Origin of the sequence: Paenibacillus sp. J14 (assembly GCF_000518465.1) — a bacterium.
GTDB classification, from domain to species: domain Bacteria; phylum Bacillota; class Bacilli; order Paenibacillales; family Paenibacillaceae; genus Fontibacillus; species Fontibacillus barengoltzii.
In genome coordinates this window covers 17,503-32,400 of sequence record NZ_JADQ01000020.1, presented here as the reverse complement: position 1 = coordinate 32,400, position 14,898 = coordinate 17,503, and the positions used below count along the sequence as shown (strand labels likewise).

Annotated in this window: 13 protein-coding genes; 2 read left to right on the top strand and 11 right to left on the bottom strand. The window is 55.8% G+C overall.

Features of this window, described 5'->3' with window-relative positions; all coding sequences use genetic code 11:
• Window positions 1-49: 49 nt before the first annotated feature.
• A complete protein-coding gene (locus tag M891_RS0109790) occupies window positions 50-1,627 on the bottom strand; it encodes a methyl-accepting chemotaxis protein (protein ID WP_232228323.1) in 1,578 nt (525 codons plus the stop codon).
• 482 nt (window positions 1,628-2,109) lie between these two features.
• Between M891_RS0109790 and M891_RS0109785 the strand changes: the two genes are divergently transcribed.
• Both M891_RS0109785 and M891_RS0109780 read left to right on the top strand, forming a co-directional pair.
• Window positions 2,110-2,295: a hypothetical protein gene (locus tag M891_RS0109785; RefSeq protein WP_009224602.1), complete on the top strand. Its 186-nt coding sequence runs from the start codon at window positions 2,110-2,112 to the stop codon at window positions 2,293-2,295.
• Window positions 2,296-2,310: 15 nt separating this feature from the next.
• On the top strand, window positions 2,311-2,559 hold the full coding sequence (locus M891_RS0109780) for a spore coat protein (RefSeq protein WP_009224601.1): 249 nt from the start codon (window positions 2,311-2,313) through the stop codon (window positions 2,557-2,559).
• A 72-nt stretch (window positions 2,560-2,631) separates the two neighbouring features.
• On the opposite strand, the gene M891_RS0109775 is transcribed toward M891_RS0109780, so the two are convergent.
• The 10 genes from M891_RS0109775 to M891_RS0109730 all read right to left on the bottom strand — a co-directional run bounded on the left by M891_RS0109775 (window position 2,632) and on the right by M891_RS0109730 (window position 14,866).
• Window positions 2,632-3,672: an LLM class flavin-dependent oxidoreductase gene (locus M891_RS0109775; protein WP_028538700.1), complete on the bottom strand. Its 1,041-nt coding sequence runs from the start codon at window positions 3,670-3,672 to the stop codon at window positions 2,632-2,634.
• A gap of 51 nt (window positions 3,673-3,723) precedes the next feature.
• Window positions 3,724-5,190 carry a DHA2 family efflux MFS transporter permease subunit gene (locus tag M891_RS0109770; RefSeq protein ID WP_028538699.1) on the bottom strand — a complete coding sequence of 489 codons (1,467 nt, stop codon included), beginning with the start codon at window positions 5,188-5,190 and terminating at the stop codon, window positions 3,724-3,726.
• Window positions 5,187-7,262 (bottom strand): ABC transporter ATP-binding protein, encoded by a 2,076-nt coding sequence (locus M891_RS0109765; protein WP_028538698.1) that lies wholly within the window; start codon window positions 7,260-7,262, stop codon window positions 5,187-5,189. Before M891_RS0109765 ends, M891_RS0109770 begins: the two co-directional genes overlap by 4 nt.
• Window positions 7,263-7,271: 9 nt before the next feature.
• Window positions 7,272-8,168, bottom strand: a complete 897-nt coding sequence (locus tag M891_RS0109760) for an ABC transporter permease (protein WP_036699952.1) — start codon at window positions 8,166-8,168, stop codon at window positions 7,272-7,274.
• A 37-nt stretch (window positions 8,169-8,205) separates the two neighbouring features.
• A complete protein-coding gene (locus M891_RS0109755) occupies window positions 8,206-9,132 on the bottom strand; it encodes an ABC transporter permease (protein ID WP_028538696.1) in 927 nt (308 codons plus the stop codon).
• 24 nt (window positions 9,133-9,156) lie between these two features.
• Window positions 9,157-10,815, bottom strand: coding sequence for an ABC transporter substrate-binding protein (locus tag M891_RS0109750; protein WP_009224595.1), 1,659 nt, complete (start codon window positions 10,813-10,815; stop codon window positions 9,157-9,159).
• 38 nt (window positions 10,816-10,853) lie between these two features.
• Window positions 10,854-12,212: an LLM class flavin-dependent oxidoreductase gene (locus M891_RS0109745; RefSeq protein WP_028538694.1), complete on the bottom strand. Its 1,359-nt coding sequence runs from the start codon at window positions 12,210-12,212 to the stop codon at window positions 10,854-10,856.
• A 135-nt stretch (window positions 12,213-12,347) separates the two neighbouring features.
• Entirely contained in the window at window positions 12,348-12,920 is a 573-nt protein-coding gene (gene ssuE, locus M891_RS0109740; RefSeq protein ID WP_009224593.1) for an NADPH-dependent FMN reductase, read from the bottom strand.
• A gap of 80 nt (window positions 12,921-13,000) precedes the next feature.
• Window positions 13,001-14,341: an LLM class flavin-dependent oxidoreductase gene (locus M891_RS0109735; protein ID WP_028538693.1), complete on the bottom strand. Its 1,341-nt coding sequence runs from the start codon at window positions 14,339-14,341 to the stop codon at window positions 13,001-13,003.
• Window positions 14,342-14,386: 45 nt separating this feature from the next.
• Window positions 14,387-14,866, bottom strand: a complete 480-nt coding sequence (locus tag M891_RS0109730) for a DinB family protein (RefSeq protein ID WP_028538692.1) — start codon at window positions 14,864-14,866, stop codon at window positions 14,387-14,389.
• Window positions 14,867-14,898: the final 32 nt, after the last annotated feature.

The window sequence follows — 14,898 nt, the reverse complement described above, 5'->3', positions numbered from 1 at the left end:
CTCTATGAAACATTGTATTTGCGAGGGGTTCGTTGTTGTTGGGCTTTAATCAAAACTTAAACTGCTCCACCATCCGGTGCAAATCGTCGGCAATCTCTTTCATTTCGACGGCCGATGCGGATACCTGCTCCATGCTGGCGAGTTGCTGCTCGGTTGAAGCCGAGATTTCCTCGGTAGACGCAGTGGCTTCCTGTGCGATGGAGGAGATGTTTTCGATGGTGCCGATCACTTCGTTTTTGTCGTTGTTTACTTGCATGATTCCATCGATCAGCTCTTGCATGCCCGCGATCATCTGATGGATCGTCTGATCGATTTGCCGGAACGCTTGACCGGTCTCCCGCGACACCTCGCTTGTCCGGGTAATGACTTCGGTTCCCTGCTGCATATACTCCCGGGTCTTCGCTACGGCAGCAGACACTTCCCGCACCATCTCCTCGATCCCCTGCACCGAACCTGTCGTTTGTTCGGCCAGCTTACGAATCTGCTCCGCCACAACCGCAAAGCCACGGCCTTGTTCGCCGGCTCTTGCGCTTTCAATCATGGCGTTCAGCGCCAAGAGATGCGTTTGCTCGGCAACCGCCTTGATCACGGTCGTCACCTGAGTGATCGACTGCGATTTGTCGCTGAGGTCGTTCACCTGCTCCTCAATGTTGACGGTGACCTCTGCATTTTCACGGATCGCTTTCTGCAGTTGTTTCATGCTACTCATGGTTGTTTGGTTGGCTTCCTGCGTCTCTTCAATGCTTGCCTTCATCTGGTCTGCCCGCGCAGTCAAGGCAAGAATCTCCTCGGCTAAGCGGTTCAGCCGCTCAAACCCCTCCTGCGCATTCACCGCAAGATCGCTGGATCCCGTCGCCAGTGCATCCGTCGCGGTTGAAATTTCCTTCACCGCCTGCGAGCTCTCCCCGATCATTATCGAGAGCTGCTGCGAACCGGAGGTGACTTGGCCAGCGCGAAGCTGGATGTTCTCCATCATCCCGCCCAGCTTGCTGCGCATATGGGCAAGGTCCTCTGCCATTTTACCGATTTCATCGCGGCTATGATGGATGAATTCTTCGGTAAAATCCCCTGCGGCATACTGTTTGATGCATTTGGACATCATCACGATCGGACGAATCATTCGATGTCCCATAAACACGCCCAAGGCGACGGCGAACAATAAAATCAAAAGCGAAATAGCGATCGTCTCGATTAGTGCATCGCGGATTTGCTCGTTCATGCTTTCCAGCGAGATCCCCACATTTAACGCACCGGAGAGCTCTTGGTTGTATGTAAATTCAGTGGAAATATTATAAACCTTCTCACCACTGGCCGTTTTCAAGATTTGGCCCGTCGTCTCTTGATTGGCAACAACGGAGGACAAATCCATATTTGACGCCGTAACCGAGGAAGAAGCGACGGCGTCGATTTCCTCTGCAGTGTTCCCCTGGAGCTGGCTGTTATCCGATACGATCAATTTCCCTTGGGCATCGTAGAGCGAGACATAAACGAGGTTGCCGTTGCCTTCCTCCATGATGGTTTGAAATACCTTCTGCAGTTGCTCCATATCCAACAGCTCATTGCTGATGATTTCGCGTTTAATGTTCGTCACCAGGGTGGTCCCGTCGCTCTTCATCTGACTGGTCATTGATCGTTGGACCTCGTAATAGGACACCAGCGTGAAAGATACGGCGCATATTGTCATTAGCAGTACGATCATTCCCAGCAATTTGCCGGTTAGCGAATGGAACCTGAAACTCTTAAACAATCGGAATAAATTACCTCGCCTGGACATGATGATTCCACCTTTTAATTAAATTTTCATAGGTTGATGCCCCGGTGCTTTAACTGCATCTTCGGAATAAAATCTAAATAATACCTACATATTCATTTTTAACTAAATTCGACAAAAACACAGTGACTATTTTAATAGTTTACATGGTATGGAATTGTGATAAGAGTCACGAGTTCAAAAATATACAAGACTCAAATGACCTATTTCTCCCCGATCCCCGTCACGTTTTCTTCACAGATAAGCCGCTTTTTTCCAAGAAAAAATCAACTCATCGCATATTTGCTCCGGTTTCGCAAACAATAACCAGCGAATACCATTGGAAAGGAGCAGATGGCATGGCCCAAATCAATCAACAGGAGCTGCAAAGCCTGCGGCACCTGATTGGCGCTCATGAAACAGCACATCAAAAAATGCTTGCCTACGCGCAGCAGTCCGTTGATCCGCAAGTCAAAGCTTACTTTCAAAAATCGGCTCAGGACGCACTGAATACGAAGCAGCAGCTCATGTCATTTCTGAATTAGGAGGAGCTTTACACGATGATGCAGGATAAAGATATGGTGAACGACGCGTTGTCCATGGTCAAAAGCAGCCTGACCACCTACTCCAGCGTCATTTCCGAATGCGCGAATCCCCAGCTGAGATCAACGATTCAGCAAATCCGGGACAATTGCGAGAAATCGCAATACGAGCTGTTCCAACTGGCTCAGTCCAAAGGATTCTACCAGCCGGCGATGATGGCGGACGATCAGGAAGTGCAGCAGGTAAAATCGCAGCTGGGCGGCTGAGTGAAACCCCAGCTTGAGTGAACAGCAAAAAGAGCTTCTCCACCCCCTTTCGGGTGTAAAGAAGCTCTTTTTTTAAATTCCACGGTACAAGGGGTTTGGAATCTCCCGTTTCAAAACCGGCAGCACCTCTTCGGCAAACCGGTGAAGCTGCTCCCGCTGCTCGGCCTCACTTAATCCGTCCACGCTAATCCCCAGCACGGTATGTCCGAAGGCCTCGTGGTATTTCAGGATTTTCACGATAATCTGTTCAGCGCTGCCGATTAAGGCCGGTCCCCGTTCCACCATATCCTTTAGCGAGGTAAACGGCGATTGATTGTGCTTGGCGGCCTCCGTCCCGCTGAACGCCTCATAATAGGGTCTAAACCGCCGCAAGGCCTCCTCGGCCGTGTCCGCGAGATATAAACTTCCCGAACCGGCTCCCACCACCGCTTTGTGGGGATCATGGCCATAATAGACCAGTCGTTCGCGGTAATGATCGATTAAGGCTTTGTATTTTTCAAACGGGTGAAAAGAGTTCGAAGAAAAAATCGGCTCCCCGTACCGGGCGGCGAGCTCCGTCGACAGCGTGCTTGATGCGCTGCCGTGCCATACGGGGATTTCCGATTGGTGGGGTCTCGGAAAGGTCGTTACCTCTTGGAGCGGGGGCCGGTAACGGCCCGACCAGGTTACCTTCTCCTCCGTCCACAGCCGCTTCAGCAATCCGTATCGTTCGGCGAGCGACTCCCATTGCTCTTCTTCTGTGATGCCAAACAACGAGTAATGCCGGGGATCGTTGCCTTTGCCGATGATCATCGTCAGCCTCCCTCCGGACAAATGATCCAAGGTGGCATAATCCTCGGCGACCCGAACTGGGTCAAGCACGCTCAACACCGTAACGGTGGTGAGAAGGCGAATGCGGGTGGTCTGAGCAGCGATCGCGGTCAGGACCAACGGCGGTGAAGAAGAGAGAAAAGGTTCCCCGTGTCTCTCACCGATCCCATAAGCATCGAACCCCAGTTTTTCGGCGAGGATGGCCTGGTCGATCACATTTTGAAATTTTTGCTGCGCCGTCCACGCTTCCCCCGTTACCGCATTGGGAACATTCATCATCAAGCTGAACAAAGCAACTTTCATCAGGCTTTCGCCTCCTGCCGGGTTAATCAAAGTTACATTGGACTACTTTCCTCAGACAGAGCGTTTTAAAGCAGGAGCACCGGCATCTTGTGGCTGTCTCTTTCTACGGATCAGCCAAACAAGAGGAATCGCTGCGGCAATTAACCCGCTCGCCAGCCAAAAGGCATCTCCAATGCTCTGCGTATACGCCTCCCTGTACAACTGTTCTCGACTCAGCCCGTTAGCGTTAAGCTCGGCATGCATCCGGGCTTCATGGATCCCCAAACGGACGTAGAACACAGACGTGAACATCCCCAGCGATATGGAGCTAACGATCTGCCTCAGCCAGCTGAGCAGCGCCGAAGCATCTCCCGATTCCTGCTCGGACACCGCCCCCATCGCACTGCCGGTGGCTGGAGTGAGTGCAAACCCCGTACCGGCGTTACGAATGCATAACCAGATGATCACCGAAAGCAGCGTCGTCTCCGGATGAAGCCGGCTGAAATGCAGGTTGGCCGCCAGCAGCAGCAAGCTGCCCGCACCAACCAGCAGCGCGGGGCCACGGGAAGTGTATATTTTCCCTGAGAGGAAGGTCGCCAAGGTCAGGCACGCCGCAGCCGGAAGAAACAGCAGCCCGATATGGAAGGCGGACATTCCGCGGATTTCCTCGAGGAACAGCGGGATGAAATACACCCCGGAGTACAGGGCTACCGTAAGAATCAGGGTCAGACTTAAGCTTGCTGTAAAGGGTAAATTGCGAAATAACCGCAGATTCAACAGCGGCTCTGGGGTGCGTAACTCCACTCGCACAAACATTACGAAGGCTGCACCTCCGGCGATCAAGCACGCCCAGGTTAAGGGAGAAGCAAGCCCCCATTGATGCAAATTCCCGAACAGCAGCAGCATGGCCAGGCTTCCTCCGGTGGCAAGGAACAGCCCGGCGATATCTAATTTTCTTGATGCGTCGGCGCCTCCTGCAGACGGCAGCAGAACCTTCGCGGCGATCCAAGCGCCGATGCCGAGCGGCACGGTCACGAGAAAAATCAGATGCCAATCCACCTGCTGAAACCAACCGCTTAGCGAAGGTCCAATCGCTGTGGCCAGCACCGTGGAAAACGACCAGACGCTGACGGCCAGCGGTTGGCGTTCGCGCGGCAGCGTCTGATAAATCATCATCAGGGAGACCGGCTGGATCAGTCCGCAGAACAGCCCCTGCAGGATACGAAACCCGATCAGCGCCTGAACGTTCCACGAGATCGCGCACAGCAGCGAGGTCACGCTGATCCCTGCCAGCGACCACAGAAACACCCGTTTGCTCCCAAACCGAAGGCATACATATCCGCTGACCGGCGCGATCATGCCGCAGGCCAAGGAAAAGCCGGTAATCACCCACTGTACGGTATTCAGCTCGGCATGAAATATCCCGATAAAGCCGGGAAGCGAGACGTTTAGCGACACGACGTGATATACCCCGGCAAAGGACCCTAAAAACAACGTCAGGAGAATGGGCCAGAACCGGCGTTCAGTTCCAGTCCTCATAACGGAAAATGACAGGCCGCGTAATGGCCGCCTTCGAGCGGCCGAAGCTGCGGCTCCTCTTCCCGGCAGCGCGAGACGGCAAACGGGCAGCGGGTGTGAAACCGGCAGCCTGCCGGGGGATTCGCCGGGGATGGGATTTCACCGGTGATGCCGCGGGGAAGCTGCCCTTGCCCCTGTCCCTCGCCCGGGCGGCTCCGGGGAATGGAGTCGATCAGCGCCCGGGTATACGGGTGGGCCGGCCGAAGGAACAGCGATTCGCTTGGGGCAATCTCCACCAGCTTCCCGAGATACATCACGCCAATCCGGTCGGAAATATGCCGCACGACCTGCAGCCCGTGGGCGATAAACAGATAGGTCAGCCCCAGCTTCTGCTGCAGGTCCTGCAGCAGGTTGATGATCTGAGCCTGGACGGACACGTCCAGGGCCGAGACGGCTTCATCCGCTAAGATGAACTGCGGGTTAAAGGCGATAGCCCGGGCGATGCCGATGCGTTGCCGCTGCCCGCCGGAGAACTCATGCGGATACCGTTCGTCCCAAGATGGGTCCAAACCAACGAGCTCCAACAATTCGCGAACGCGCTCCTTGATTTCCCCAGAGGGCAAATCTCCGTGAACTTTGAGCGGTTCAGCGATGCTATCCCCGATTTTCCACCTCGGATCAAACGAGCCATAAGGATCCTGAAAAATCGTCTGCATATGGCGGCGGGCCGAACGCAAGGCTGCTCCGCTCAGTCGAGTAAGGTCCTCGCCGGCGAACAACACGCTTCCTGCCGTCGCTTTCTCCATCTGCAGCAGCACCCTCCCCAGCGTCGACTTCCCGCTGCCGGATTCGCCAACCAGGCCAAAGGTTTCCCCTTTCTTGATCGTAAACGTGACATCGTCTACGGCACGGATCAGCCGGTTCCGTTTCCCTAAGCCTCCGCCGTGAACGCGGTAATATTTGCGCAAATGCTCAGCGGCAAACAGCACCTCGCCTTCGTTTACATCAGTCGGTTCGGCCGTCGCGATGGGGCCTTCGCTCTCCGAGGAAGAGCTGCGTACGTGTATCGGGGCGGCTTCGATTTCCGGTTGCGCCGCAAGCCAGCTATCCTGCCGGACCAGCTCTTCCGAGTGCCAGCAAGCGGTTCGGCGGCCTTCTGCATCTGCCACTAAAGGCGGGGCTTCCCGAATACAGCTTTCCGTGGCGTAAGCGCAACGGGGATGAAACCGGCACCCGCTGGGCGGCTCGGCCAGGCTGGGAATCGACCCTTCGATGGAATGGAGCCGGGTCCCGCGGACGGTATCCAGCTTAGCGATGGAGCGGAGCAGTCCGCGGGTATACGGATGGCGGGGGAGTCGGAACAATTGCTCTGCCGGCGCCTCCTCCACGATTTCCCCGGCATACATCACCACAATACGGTCAGCGATATCGGCGGCAATCCCCAAATCATGCGTGATGAGCAAAATCGACATCCCGAACTCTTGCTGCAAGTCCTTAAGCAAGCTCAGAATCTGCGCTTGGATGGTCACATCCAATGCGGTTGTCGGCTCATCTGCGATCAGCAGGTCCGGACCGCAGGACAGCGCCATCGCGATCATCGCCCGTTGCAGCATGCCGCCCGACAGTTCGCCCGGGTATTGCTTCAGCCGCAGCCTCGGCTCCGGAATGCCCACGCGTTCAAGCAGGCGAACCGCCCGCTCATCGGCCTCCCGCTTGGAGATCCGCTCATGCTGCAGGATGGTTTCCCGGATTTGCCGGCCGATTGTAAATACCGGGTCAAAGGCGGCCATCGGCTCTTGGAACACCATCGCCATCTTTTTTCCGCGAACCCGGCGAAGCTCCGCCTCAGACAGTCCCGTCAAATCGGTCCCGCCTAAGCGGAGGCTGCCGCCCGTGATCCTGCCGTTCTCATGATCGATCAAGCGCATAATGGCTTTGGAGGTGACCGTCTTGCCGCTTCCGGACTCGCCGACGAGGCAAACGGTTTCCCCTTCTCCGATCGTTAAGGTGACATCCCGAATCGCCTGGATCAGTCCGTTTCGGGTGCTGAAATCAACGGAAAGCTGCTGAATATCCAACAATGCGCTCCTCATGGCCCCCTCCTATCGCTGCGTAAGTTTTTTCGGATCCAGATGATCTCTCAGACGGTCCCCCAGTATATTGACTGCCAAGACAAACAAGGTAATCGCCAGCCCTGGAAAAGTGCAGATCCACCAAGCTACGGTCAGGTAACCTCTGCCCTGGGACAGCAGCGTCCCCCAGTCCGGGATTTCGCGAAGCACGCCCAGCCCGAGGAAGCTGAGACCCGATCCCGTCAGAATCGACGTGCCGATCCCCACCGCCGCCATGACCAGCAGCGGTGAAAGGGAGTTCGGCAGCACATGCTTCCAGAAGATCGACCAGGGCGAAGCGCCGATGGAGGCGGCGGCTTTCACGAACGTGCGGTTTTTAATGCTTAAAATTTGAGCTCGCATCACGCGGGCATATCCCGGTACGGAGGAGACGGCGACGGCCAGCACGATGTTAAACAGGCTGGGGCCAAGGGCCGCGGCGATCGCAAGCGCGAGCAGAATCCCCGGAATCGTCATCAGAATATCGTTGATTCGCATCATTACCGTATCCACCCATCCGCCCGCATACCCGGCGATGGCTCCGAAAGCTCCGCCGATCAACCCGCCGGTCAGCACGGAAGCCAGCCCGATAAAGAGGGAATCGCGGCTTCCATGCACGATCACGCTGAAGACATCCCTGCCGAAATAATCCGTACCCAACGGATGAGCCCGGCTGGGCGCTTGCAGGATACGGTCCGTCAGCATTTCCGTCGGAGCATACGGAGCGATCCAGGAAGGGACGATGGCGCATGCGACGATAAACAAGATGAATAATCCGGCCAACACCAGAAGCAGGTCATTGACCGAAAATCGGCCGGTTCGCGGCGCGGCCGAAGCTCCGGCTTTACGTTCGCGCCAGACGGTTTTGGAGAAGATCGCTTCTCTCACTCGATTTCCCTCCCGTTCATAAAGTACGTGAACCTCATTAAGTGGAGCGTCGGACTCGTGGATCGATGATCGCATAAGAAATGTCCACTAGCAGATTAACGAATACATAAATGGCGGCAGAAAACAGGATAACACCTTGAACCACCGGCAAGTCCTTGGCCATGATGGCGTCCGAGATCACCCTGCCGATGCCCTGCCGGGAAAATACGGTCTCGATCACGACCGTGCCGGCCAGCATCTCGCCGATCAGCATGCCAATCATCGTCACAGCCGGGATCAACGCGTTCCTGAGCGCATGCCGGTACATCACCGCGCGCTCGGTGAGTCCCTTGGATCGCAAGGTGACGATAAACTGCTCCCCAATGACATCGAGCATGCTGCTTCGAACCATCCGGAGGATAAATCCCGCCCCGACGGTGCCAAGTGCAAGGGCCGGCAGGACGAGGGTCCTCCAGCCGTCCGATCCCATCGCCGGGAACCAGCCCAGCGTAATCGAGAAGATCAGGATCAGCAGAATGCCCGACCAGAACGTCGGCATGGAGATGCCAAATAATCCGATGATCCGGGCAATAATGTCAATCGCCCGGTTGCGATGGATCGCCGAGAGAACGCCCAGCAGGATCCCGACAACGACGGACACGAAGGCGCTGGCCGCCGTTAAAGCGAGCGTAGCCGGCAAGCTCTCCACGATCTTGGGCAGCACCGGGTCCGAATTCAGCAGCGAGTTGCCGAAGTCTCCCCGGAATATACCGCCGAAATACCGCAGGAGCTGAACGTGGAACGGCTGGTCAACGCCAAGCTGGTGCCGTAAGGCCGCAATCGCCTCCGGCGTCGCCAGCGCGGGATCAATCATCGCGTCCGTCGGATCGCCGGGCAGGACGTACAAAATGGTGAAGACCAGCACCAGCGATCCGAAAATGACCAGCAACGAGGCGATCAGCCGCTGGAAGATCGTCCAAACCATTTTCCTAATGCAGCTCCCTTCGCGTTACTTCTTTAATGAAACGTCGTTAAACAACGGATAGCCGAGGGAATCGAATTTGATTCCTTGTACGGACTGGGATGCAGCTACGGTATAAGGGAACACATAGATCGGAAGAATGATCGCATTGTCGATAATGTAATGCTGCACTTTCTTGTACAGCTCCGCCCGTTTCGCGTCATCCTTCTCCACTCTTCCCTGCTCGAGCCACTCATCCACCTCTGGACTGTTCAGCCGCGACAAGGTGGGCTGTCCGTTCGGATCATAGGAATGGTAGAACGAATAGAGTGCGTTCGGATCAGAATTGACTTGGCTGTTTCCGTATAAATCGTAATCTCCGTTGGTATACACCACGGTCCGGACATCTTTGGTGATCTCCACCTCAACGGCGATGCCGATTTGCTTCAACTGCTGCTGAATGATCACTGCGATGTCGTTGCGTTTTTCCCGGTTCGGGGTTCCGTCGACGTAATGCAGGGTGAGCTTCTTGCCGTCTTTTTCCCGGATGCCGTCCGCTCCCTTCACCCATCCCAACTCATCCAGCAGCTGGTTGGCCTTCGTTAGATCAGGTTGAATCGAGTTCTCCAGCGAAGGATCGTAGCCAAACGTTCCCGGCGTCAGCGGTGACCAAGCCCGCTCGTAAGTGCCTAAGTACAAGGTCTTGACGATCGCATCCACATCAACTGCGAGCTGCACGGCTTGCCGGGCCTTCAGCTCATTCCAGGGGGCATGGTCCAGATTAAAAAATAACGTATACGGCAGGCCGACCGTATTGGTCTGGAGCAACTGCAGCTCGGCATGGTTCTTCAGTGCGATCGCATTCTGAGGCGGCACCGTTTCGGCAGCGAGCACTTGCTTGCTCTGCACGCTTCCGATCCGGGTCGCTTCCTCCGGAATGATACGAAAGTTCACGCTGTCCAGATAAGGCGCTCCCGGGTTGTCGACCAATTCAGGCGCCCAATGATAATCTGGATTGCGCTCCACCTGAATGCCGGCGTTTTCCTCCCATTTCACGAATTTATACGGTCCGGTTCCCACCGGGTGCTGTCCCAGCTGATCACCGTATTGCTTGGCTGCCGTCGGCGAGACGATGCCAAGCAGCGCCTGGCTGAGGTTGCCAAGGAACGCTCTGGACGGTGTCGAAAGGTTGAGCTTGACGGTGTACTCGTCAATTACCTCGGAGGATTCGTACGGCTGAAGCAAGGCAGCCGCATTCGCCGCTTTTGTGGCCGGATCGAGAATCCGGTCGAAGTTGAATTTAACCGCTTCGGCATTAAACGGGGTTCCGTCATGGAATTTGACATCCTCCCGGAGCTTGAAGGTATAGCTGAGCCCGTCCTCCGAAACCGTCCATTCCTTCGCCAGCCACGGCTTGATGGTATTGTCCGGCAGCTGGACGACCAGGCTGTCATAGATCGTGCGAAGGACCCGAACCGCTACGGCAAGCCCGCTGCGATGCGGGTCCAACGTATCGGGTGAGGTCGCCAGCGCATAAGTGAGTTCCCCGCCTTGTGCGGCAGCTGTTTGTTCGGCATCCGAGGCGGACGCCTCAGCCTTTGGGCTTTCTTGTGCGGTTGGATGGCTCCCGCAGGCCGATAGCAGCACCACCATCATCGTTGCCGCTGCGACGATGGATTTACTGCGCTTGGTTTTCATGATTCTCATGGCATCAACGCCCTCCCTGTGCTTAAACTAACGTTTGATCAGACATACCGAACGCTGCCGGCCTGTTGCAGCGCCCTCTGCGCCGTGTAACGGTTCACCGGCACAGGCAGCCCCAGATTGCCGCGAAGCGTATCCGCCTCATAATCGGTGCGGAACAATCCGCGTTCCTGCAGAATCGGCACGACCCATTCCACGAAATCTCTCAGCCCGCCCGGAACGCTTTCTCCGATAATAAAACCGTCCGCCGCCTGTTCCTCGAACCATTGCTGCACAATATCCGCAACCTTCTCCGGCGTGCCAAAGAACACCGTCCTTGGCGTCGCCTCCTGCAGCGCAACTTCCCGGAGCGTCAGGTTCTGCTCCTTCGCCCGTTTCTTGATACGTTCCGTTGTACTGCGGAAGCTGTTCGAACCGAAATCGCCCAGATCCGGGAACGGCTCATCCAGCGGATATCGGGAGAAATCATGGTGCTCAAAATACCGTCCAAGGTACTCCAGCGCTTTGTCCGGCGTCACCAATTCGGCGATTTCGCGGTATTTCCGCTCCGCTTCCTCCTCAGTCCGGCCAATGATTGGACCGATTCCCGGGAAGATCAGAATCTCATTAGGGGAACGCCCATTTTCGACGGCGCGCAGCTTCACGTCCTGATAGAACGCCTTGGCTTCTTCAAGCGTCTCCGGTCCGGTGAATACCGCGTCCGCCGTCTTGGCCGCAAGGTTGCGGCCGCTTTCGGAGGAGCCGGCTTGGAACACGACTGGTTGGCCCTGCTTGGAACGCGCGATGTTTAACGGGCCCTGTACGGAGAAATACTCGCCCTCGTGATTCAACCGATGCATTTTGGACGGGTCGAAGAAAACCCCGCTCTCCTTGTCGCGAATAAAAGCGTCATCCTCCCAGGAGTCCCACAGGCCTTTGATGACCTCCAAATATTCCTCGGCGATTCGGTATCGCTCAGAATGCGAGGGGTGCGGTTTGCCGCCAAAATTGAGGGCCGTCCCTTCCAAAGGTGAAGTCACAACGTTCCAACCGGCCCGCCCTTTGCTAATATAGTCGATCGACGCGAACTGCCGGGCGACCGTAAAGGGCTCGCTGTACGAGGTCGACAGCGTTCCGACCAGGCCGATCCGTGAAGTTACAGCGCCAAGCGCAGACAAGATCGTAATCGGCTCGAACCGGTTCAGAAAATGCGGGATCGATTTTTCATTGATGTAGAGACCGTCCGCAATGAATACAAAATCGAATTTTCCGTTTTCAGCGATTTGCGCCTGTTGCGTATAAAAAGCAAGGCTTACGCTGGCATCCGAAGGAATCTGCGGATGCCTCCACGCCGTATGGCTGCTCCCTACGCCATGAATCGCGGCTCCGAACCGGAGCTGTCTATTGGAATGGGAACCCATTGTTCACTCCACCTTTGTTTAATTTAGAAATCATGACACTCTAATCAATCATTAACTCATATGTTTAGTCGGCATTAGTGCAGCACAGAATCCCGTGAGGCTCTCCTTCACCTTCAGGCACATCGCCTTCTGAATTTACACAACCTGGCCTTGCTTCTGCTCCTCTGCCCCAAGCCGATAACGGGCCAGTTCCCGGTTCAGCTCGGCTACCTCCTCGTCCAGCCGCACCCGAAGCTGCTCTTCCAGCGCAAACCCGCCGTTCTCCAACCGGCTAACCCATTGATCGACGGCAAATACACCGCTGAGAATATGAGTTCCGCCAAGCGCCGCAACCACCGGCTTCAACGCGTAATCCACCGCCAGCAAATGGGCAATCGTCCCGCCGATGAACAGCGGCAGCACTACTTTGCCTTGGAGCCCTTTTTGCGGGATCAAATCCAGGATCGTCTTCAGCGCGCCCGAATAAGACGCTTTATAGACCGGGCTGGCGATGATGACGGCATCGGCCGCTTCAACCGCTGCGTTCAGCTCCTTCACAACCTCGCTGTTGAAATTCGCCCGGAGCAAATCCTCCGCCGGCAGCTCTGCCGCCGAGAACCAATCGATGGAATTGCCCGCTTGGGTCAACTTCTCCTGTACGTAATCCGTTAATCCGAACAACCGTGAACCTAAGGTTGGACTCCCAGCGATAATAACGATTTTGCTCATAATTTGATCTCCTCCTATTCGTGATCCATCTCCTGATACTGCAAAACTAACGGCACCACCTCAGCAGGCCGCTACCCGCCTCAAGACTTAGCTGCTACCGCCTTCCGCTCCAGCGTATACCGGTTCTCCGGAATCGGCAGGCCCAGGTTGCCGCGCAGCGTATCGCTTTCGTATTCAGTCCGGAACAGGTCGCGCTCCTGCAGAATCGGTACGACCAGATCCACAAAATCCTCCAGTCCGTTCGGAACGGCAGCGGTAATCATAAACCCGTCGGCTGCGCCTCCCTCGAACCAGGCCTGAATCCGGTCTGCGACCTGCACCGGCGTCCCGATAAATCCGCCGCGCGGCGTTGCGACTTGAAGCGCCACTTGTCTTAACGTCAACCCTTTTTCCTTGGCGTCTTTTTTGATTTTATCCGTGCTGCTTTGGAAGCTGTTTTTGCCCAAATCCCCGACATCCGGGAACGGCTCATCCAGCGGATATTGGGAGAAATCATGATGCTCGAAGAAACGGCCCAAATAGTCCAGCGCATTCTCGATCGTCACCAGGCTGGCGACCTCTTGATATTTGCGTTCCGCTTCCTCCGGCGTACGGCCAAGGATCGGGCTGATCCCCGGAAAGATCAGGACTTCCTCCTGATTCCGTCCAAACGATGCGGCGCGGGACTTCACATCTTGGTAGAAAGCTTGCGCGTCCTCGATCGTCTCATGCCCGGTGAACACGGAGTCCGCGTGCTTGGCTGCGTAATTTTTGCCGACCTCAGAGGAGCCCGCCTGGAAGATCACGGGTTGCCCTTGCTTAGAGCGGGCGATGTTCAGCGGCCCCTTCACCGAGAAGAATTCTCCGACGTGGTTCAGCGTGTGCATTTTTTCCGGATCAAAAAATACCCCCGTCTCCTTATCCCGCACAAATGCGTCGTCCTCCCACGAATCCCACAGACCGCGGACCACCTCCAGAAACTCGGTGGCAATCCGGTAACGTTTGGCATGGTCCGGATGCTCCTTCTTCCCGTAGTTCAGCGCCGAGCCTTCCAACGGGGAGGTTACGACGTTCCAGCCTGCGCGCCCGCCGCTGATCATGTCCAAGGAGGCGAACTGCCGGGCAACGGTAAACGGCTCGCTGTACGAAGTGGACAACGTTCCGACCAGACCCACATGCTTGCTGACCGCCGCCAGGGCGCTGAGGAGCGTTAAGGGCTCAAAGCGGTTCAGGAAATGGGGGATCGATTTCTCCGTGATGTATAAGCCGTCCGCAATAAATACCAGGTCGAATTTGCCGGCCTCCGCCTTTTGCACCCAACGTTTATACACGTCGATATTCACGCTGGCATCCGCCTGCACATCCGGATGACGCCACAGGGAGGTTCCTCCTCCTACCCCGTGCAATAATGCGCCTAATTTGAGTTGTCTTGGTTTCGCCATGATCTCGTTCCTCCTTATCGTTTGGGTATCGTTCGTTTCCTAGCCTTAGCTCTTGCTTAGGGCAAACCCGGCTGCTTGTTTGATTCGATCGATTTGCCCCATATGACGTTGGACGTGGTTGGTAAAGCCCTCGACAATATCCTTGATGGAGACAGTTTCTCCCTTGGCGTTCACGCCGGTTTTCTCCAAGTCGGCCGCATCCAGGCGGCTTAACAGCAGGCTGTTGTACAAAAGCAACGCATGAAAGGCCTGCAGCACATCGGAGACTTTACCTGCGTTGGCATATTGCCCGCTGATCCAGGCGTCTTGGTTAAAAGCCGGCAGCCGCGCCTCCGTTCCCGCCAGAATATCCCGGATCCGAAAAGAGACAACGATACTGTGATCCACCAAGTGGGTTAATACCTCCAGTACGCTCCAGCTCTCCGGCTTTGGCTTCCAAGTGGTCTGCTCCTCGCTGAGGCCATCAATGGCCGTAACGAGCTGTCCATGTGTATTCAAAAAAGCTTCAAAATTTACTTTAGTCATGCCATCCCCTCCGATTCCAAATTAAGCTTCTT

What these genes read in the sequence shown, in the direction of transcription:
- ssuE (WP_009224593.1), bottom strand. Translation starts at nt 12,920, where the DNA reads ATGAGCAAAATCGTTATTATCGCTGGGAGTCCAACCTTAGGTTCACGG.
- M891_RS0109750 (WP_009224595.1), bottom strand. Translation starts at nt 10,815, where the DNA reads ATGAGAATCATGAAAACCAAGCGCAGTAAATCCATCGTCGCAGCGGCA.
- M891_RS0109755 (WP_028538696.1), bottom strand. Translation starts at nt 9,132, where the DNA reads ATGGTTTGGACGATCTTCCAGCGGCTGATCGCCTCGTTGCTGGTCATT.
- M891_RS0109785 (WP_009224602.1), top strand. Translation starts at nt 2,110, where the DNA reads ATGGCCCAAATCAATCAACAGGAGCTGCAAAGCCTGCGGCACCTGATT.
- M891_RS0109765 (WP_028538698.1), bottom strand. Translation starts at nt 7,262, where the DNA reads ATGAGGAGCGCATTGTTGGATATTCAGCAGCTTTCCGTTGATTTCAGC.
- M891_RS0109735 (WP_028538693.1), bottom strand. Translation starts at nt 14,341, where the DNA reads ATGGCGAAACCAAGACAACTCAAATTAGGCGCATTATTGCACGGGGTA.
- M891_RS0109730 (WP_028538692.1), bottom strand. Translation starts at nt 14,866, where the DNA reads ATGACTAAAGTAAATTTTGAAGCTTTTTTGAATACACATGGACAGCTC.
- M891_RS0109775 (WP_028538700.1), bottom strand. Translation starts at nt 3,672, where the DNA reads ATGAAAGTTGCTTTGTTCAGCTTGATGATGAATGTTCCCAATGCGGTA.
- M891_RS0109745 (WP_028538694.1), bottom strand. Translation starts at nt 12,212, where the DNA reads ATGGGTTCCCATTCCAATAGACAGCTCCGGTTCGGAGCCGCGATTCAT.
- M891_RS0109790 (WP_232228323.1), bottom strand. Translation starts at nt 1,627, where the DNA reads ATGACCAGTCAGATGAAGAGCGACGGGACCACCCTGGTGACGAACATT.
- M891_RS0109780 (WP_009224601.1), top strand. Translation starts at nt 2,311, where the DNA reads ATGATGCAGGATAAAGATATGGTGAACGACGCGTTGTCCATGGTCAAA.
- M891_RS0109770 (WP_028538699.1), bottom strand. Translation starts at nt 5,190, where the DNA reads ATGAGGACTGGAACTGAACGCCGGTTCTGGCCCATTCTCCTGACGTTG.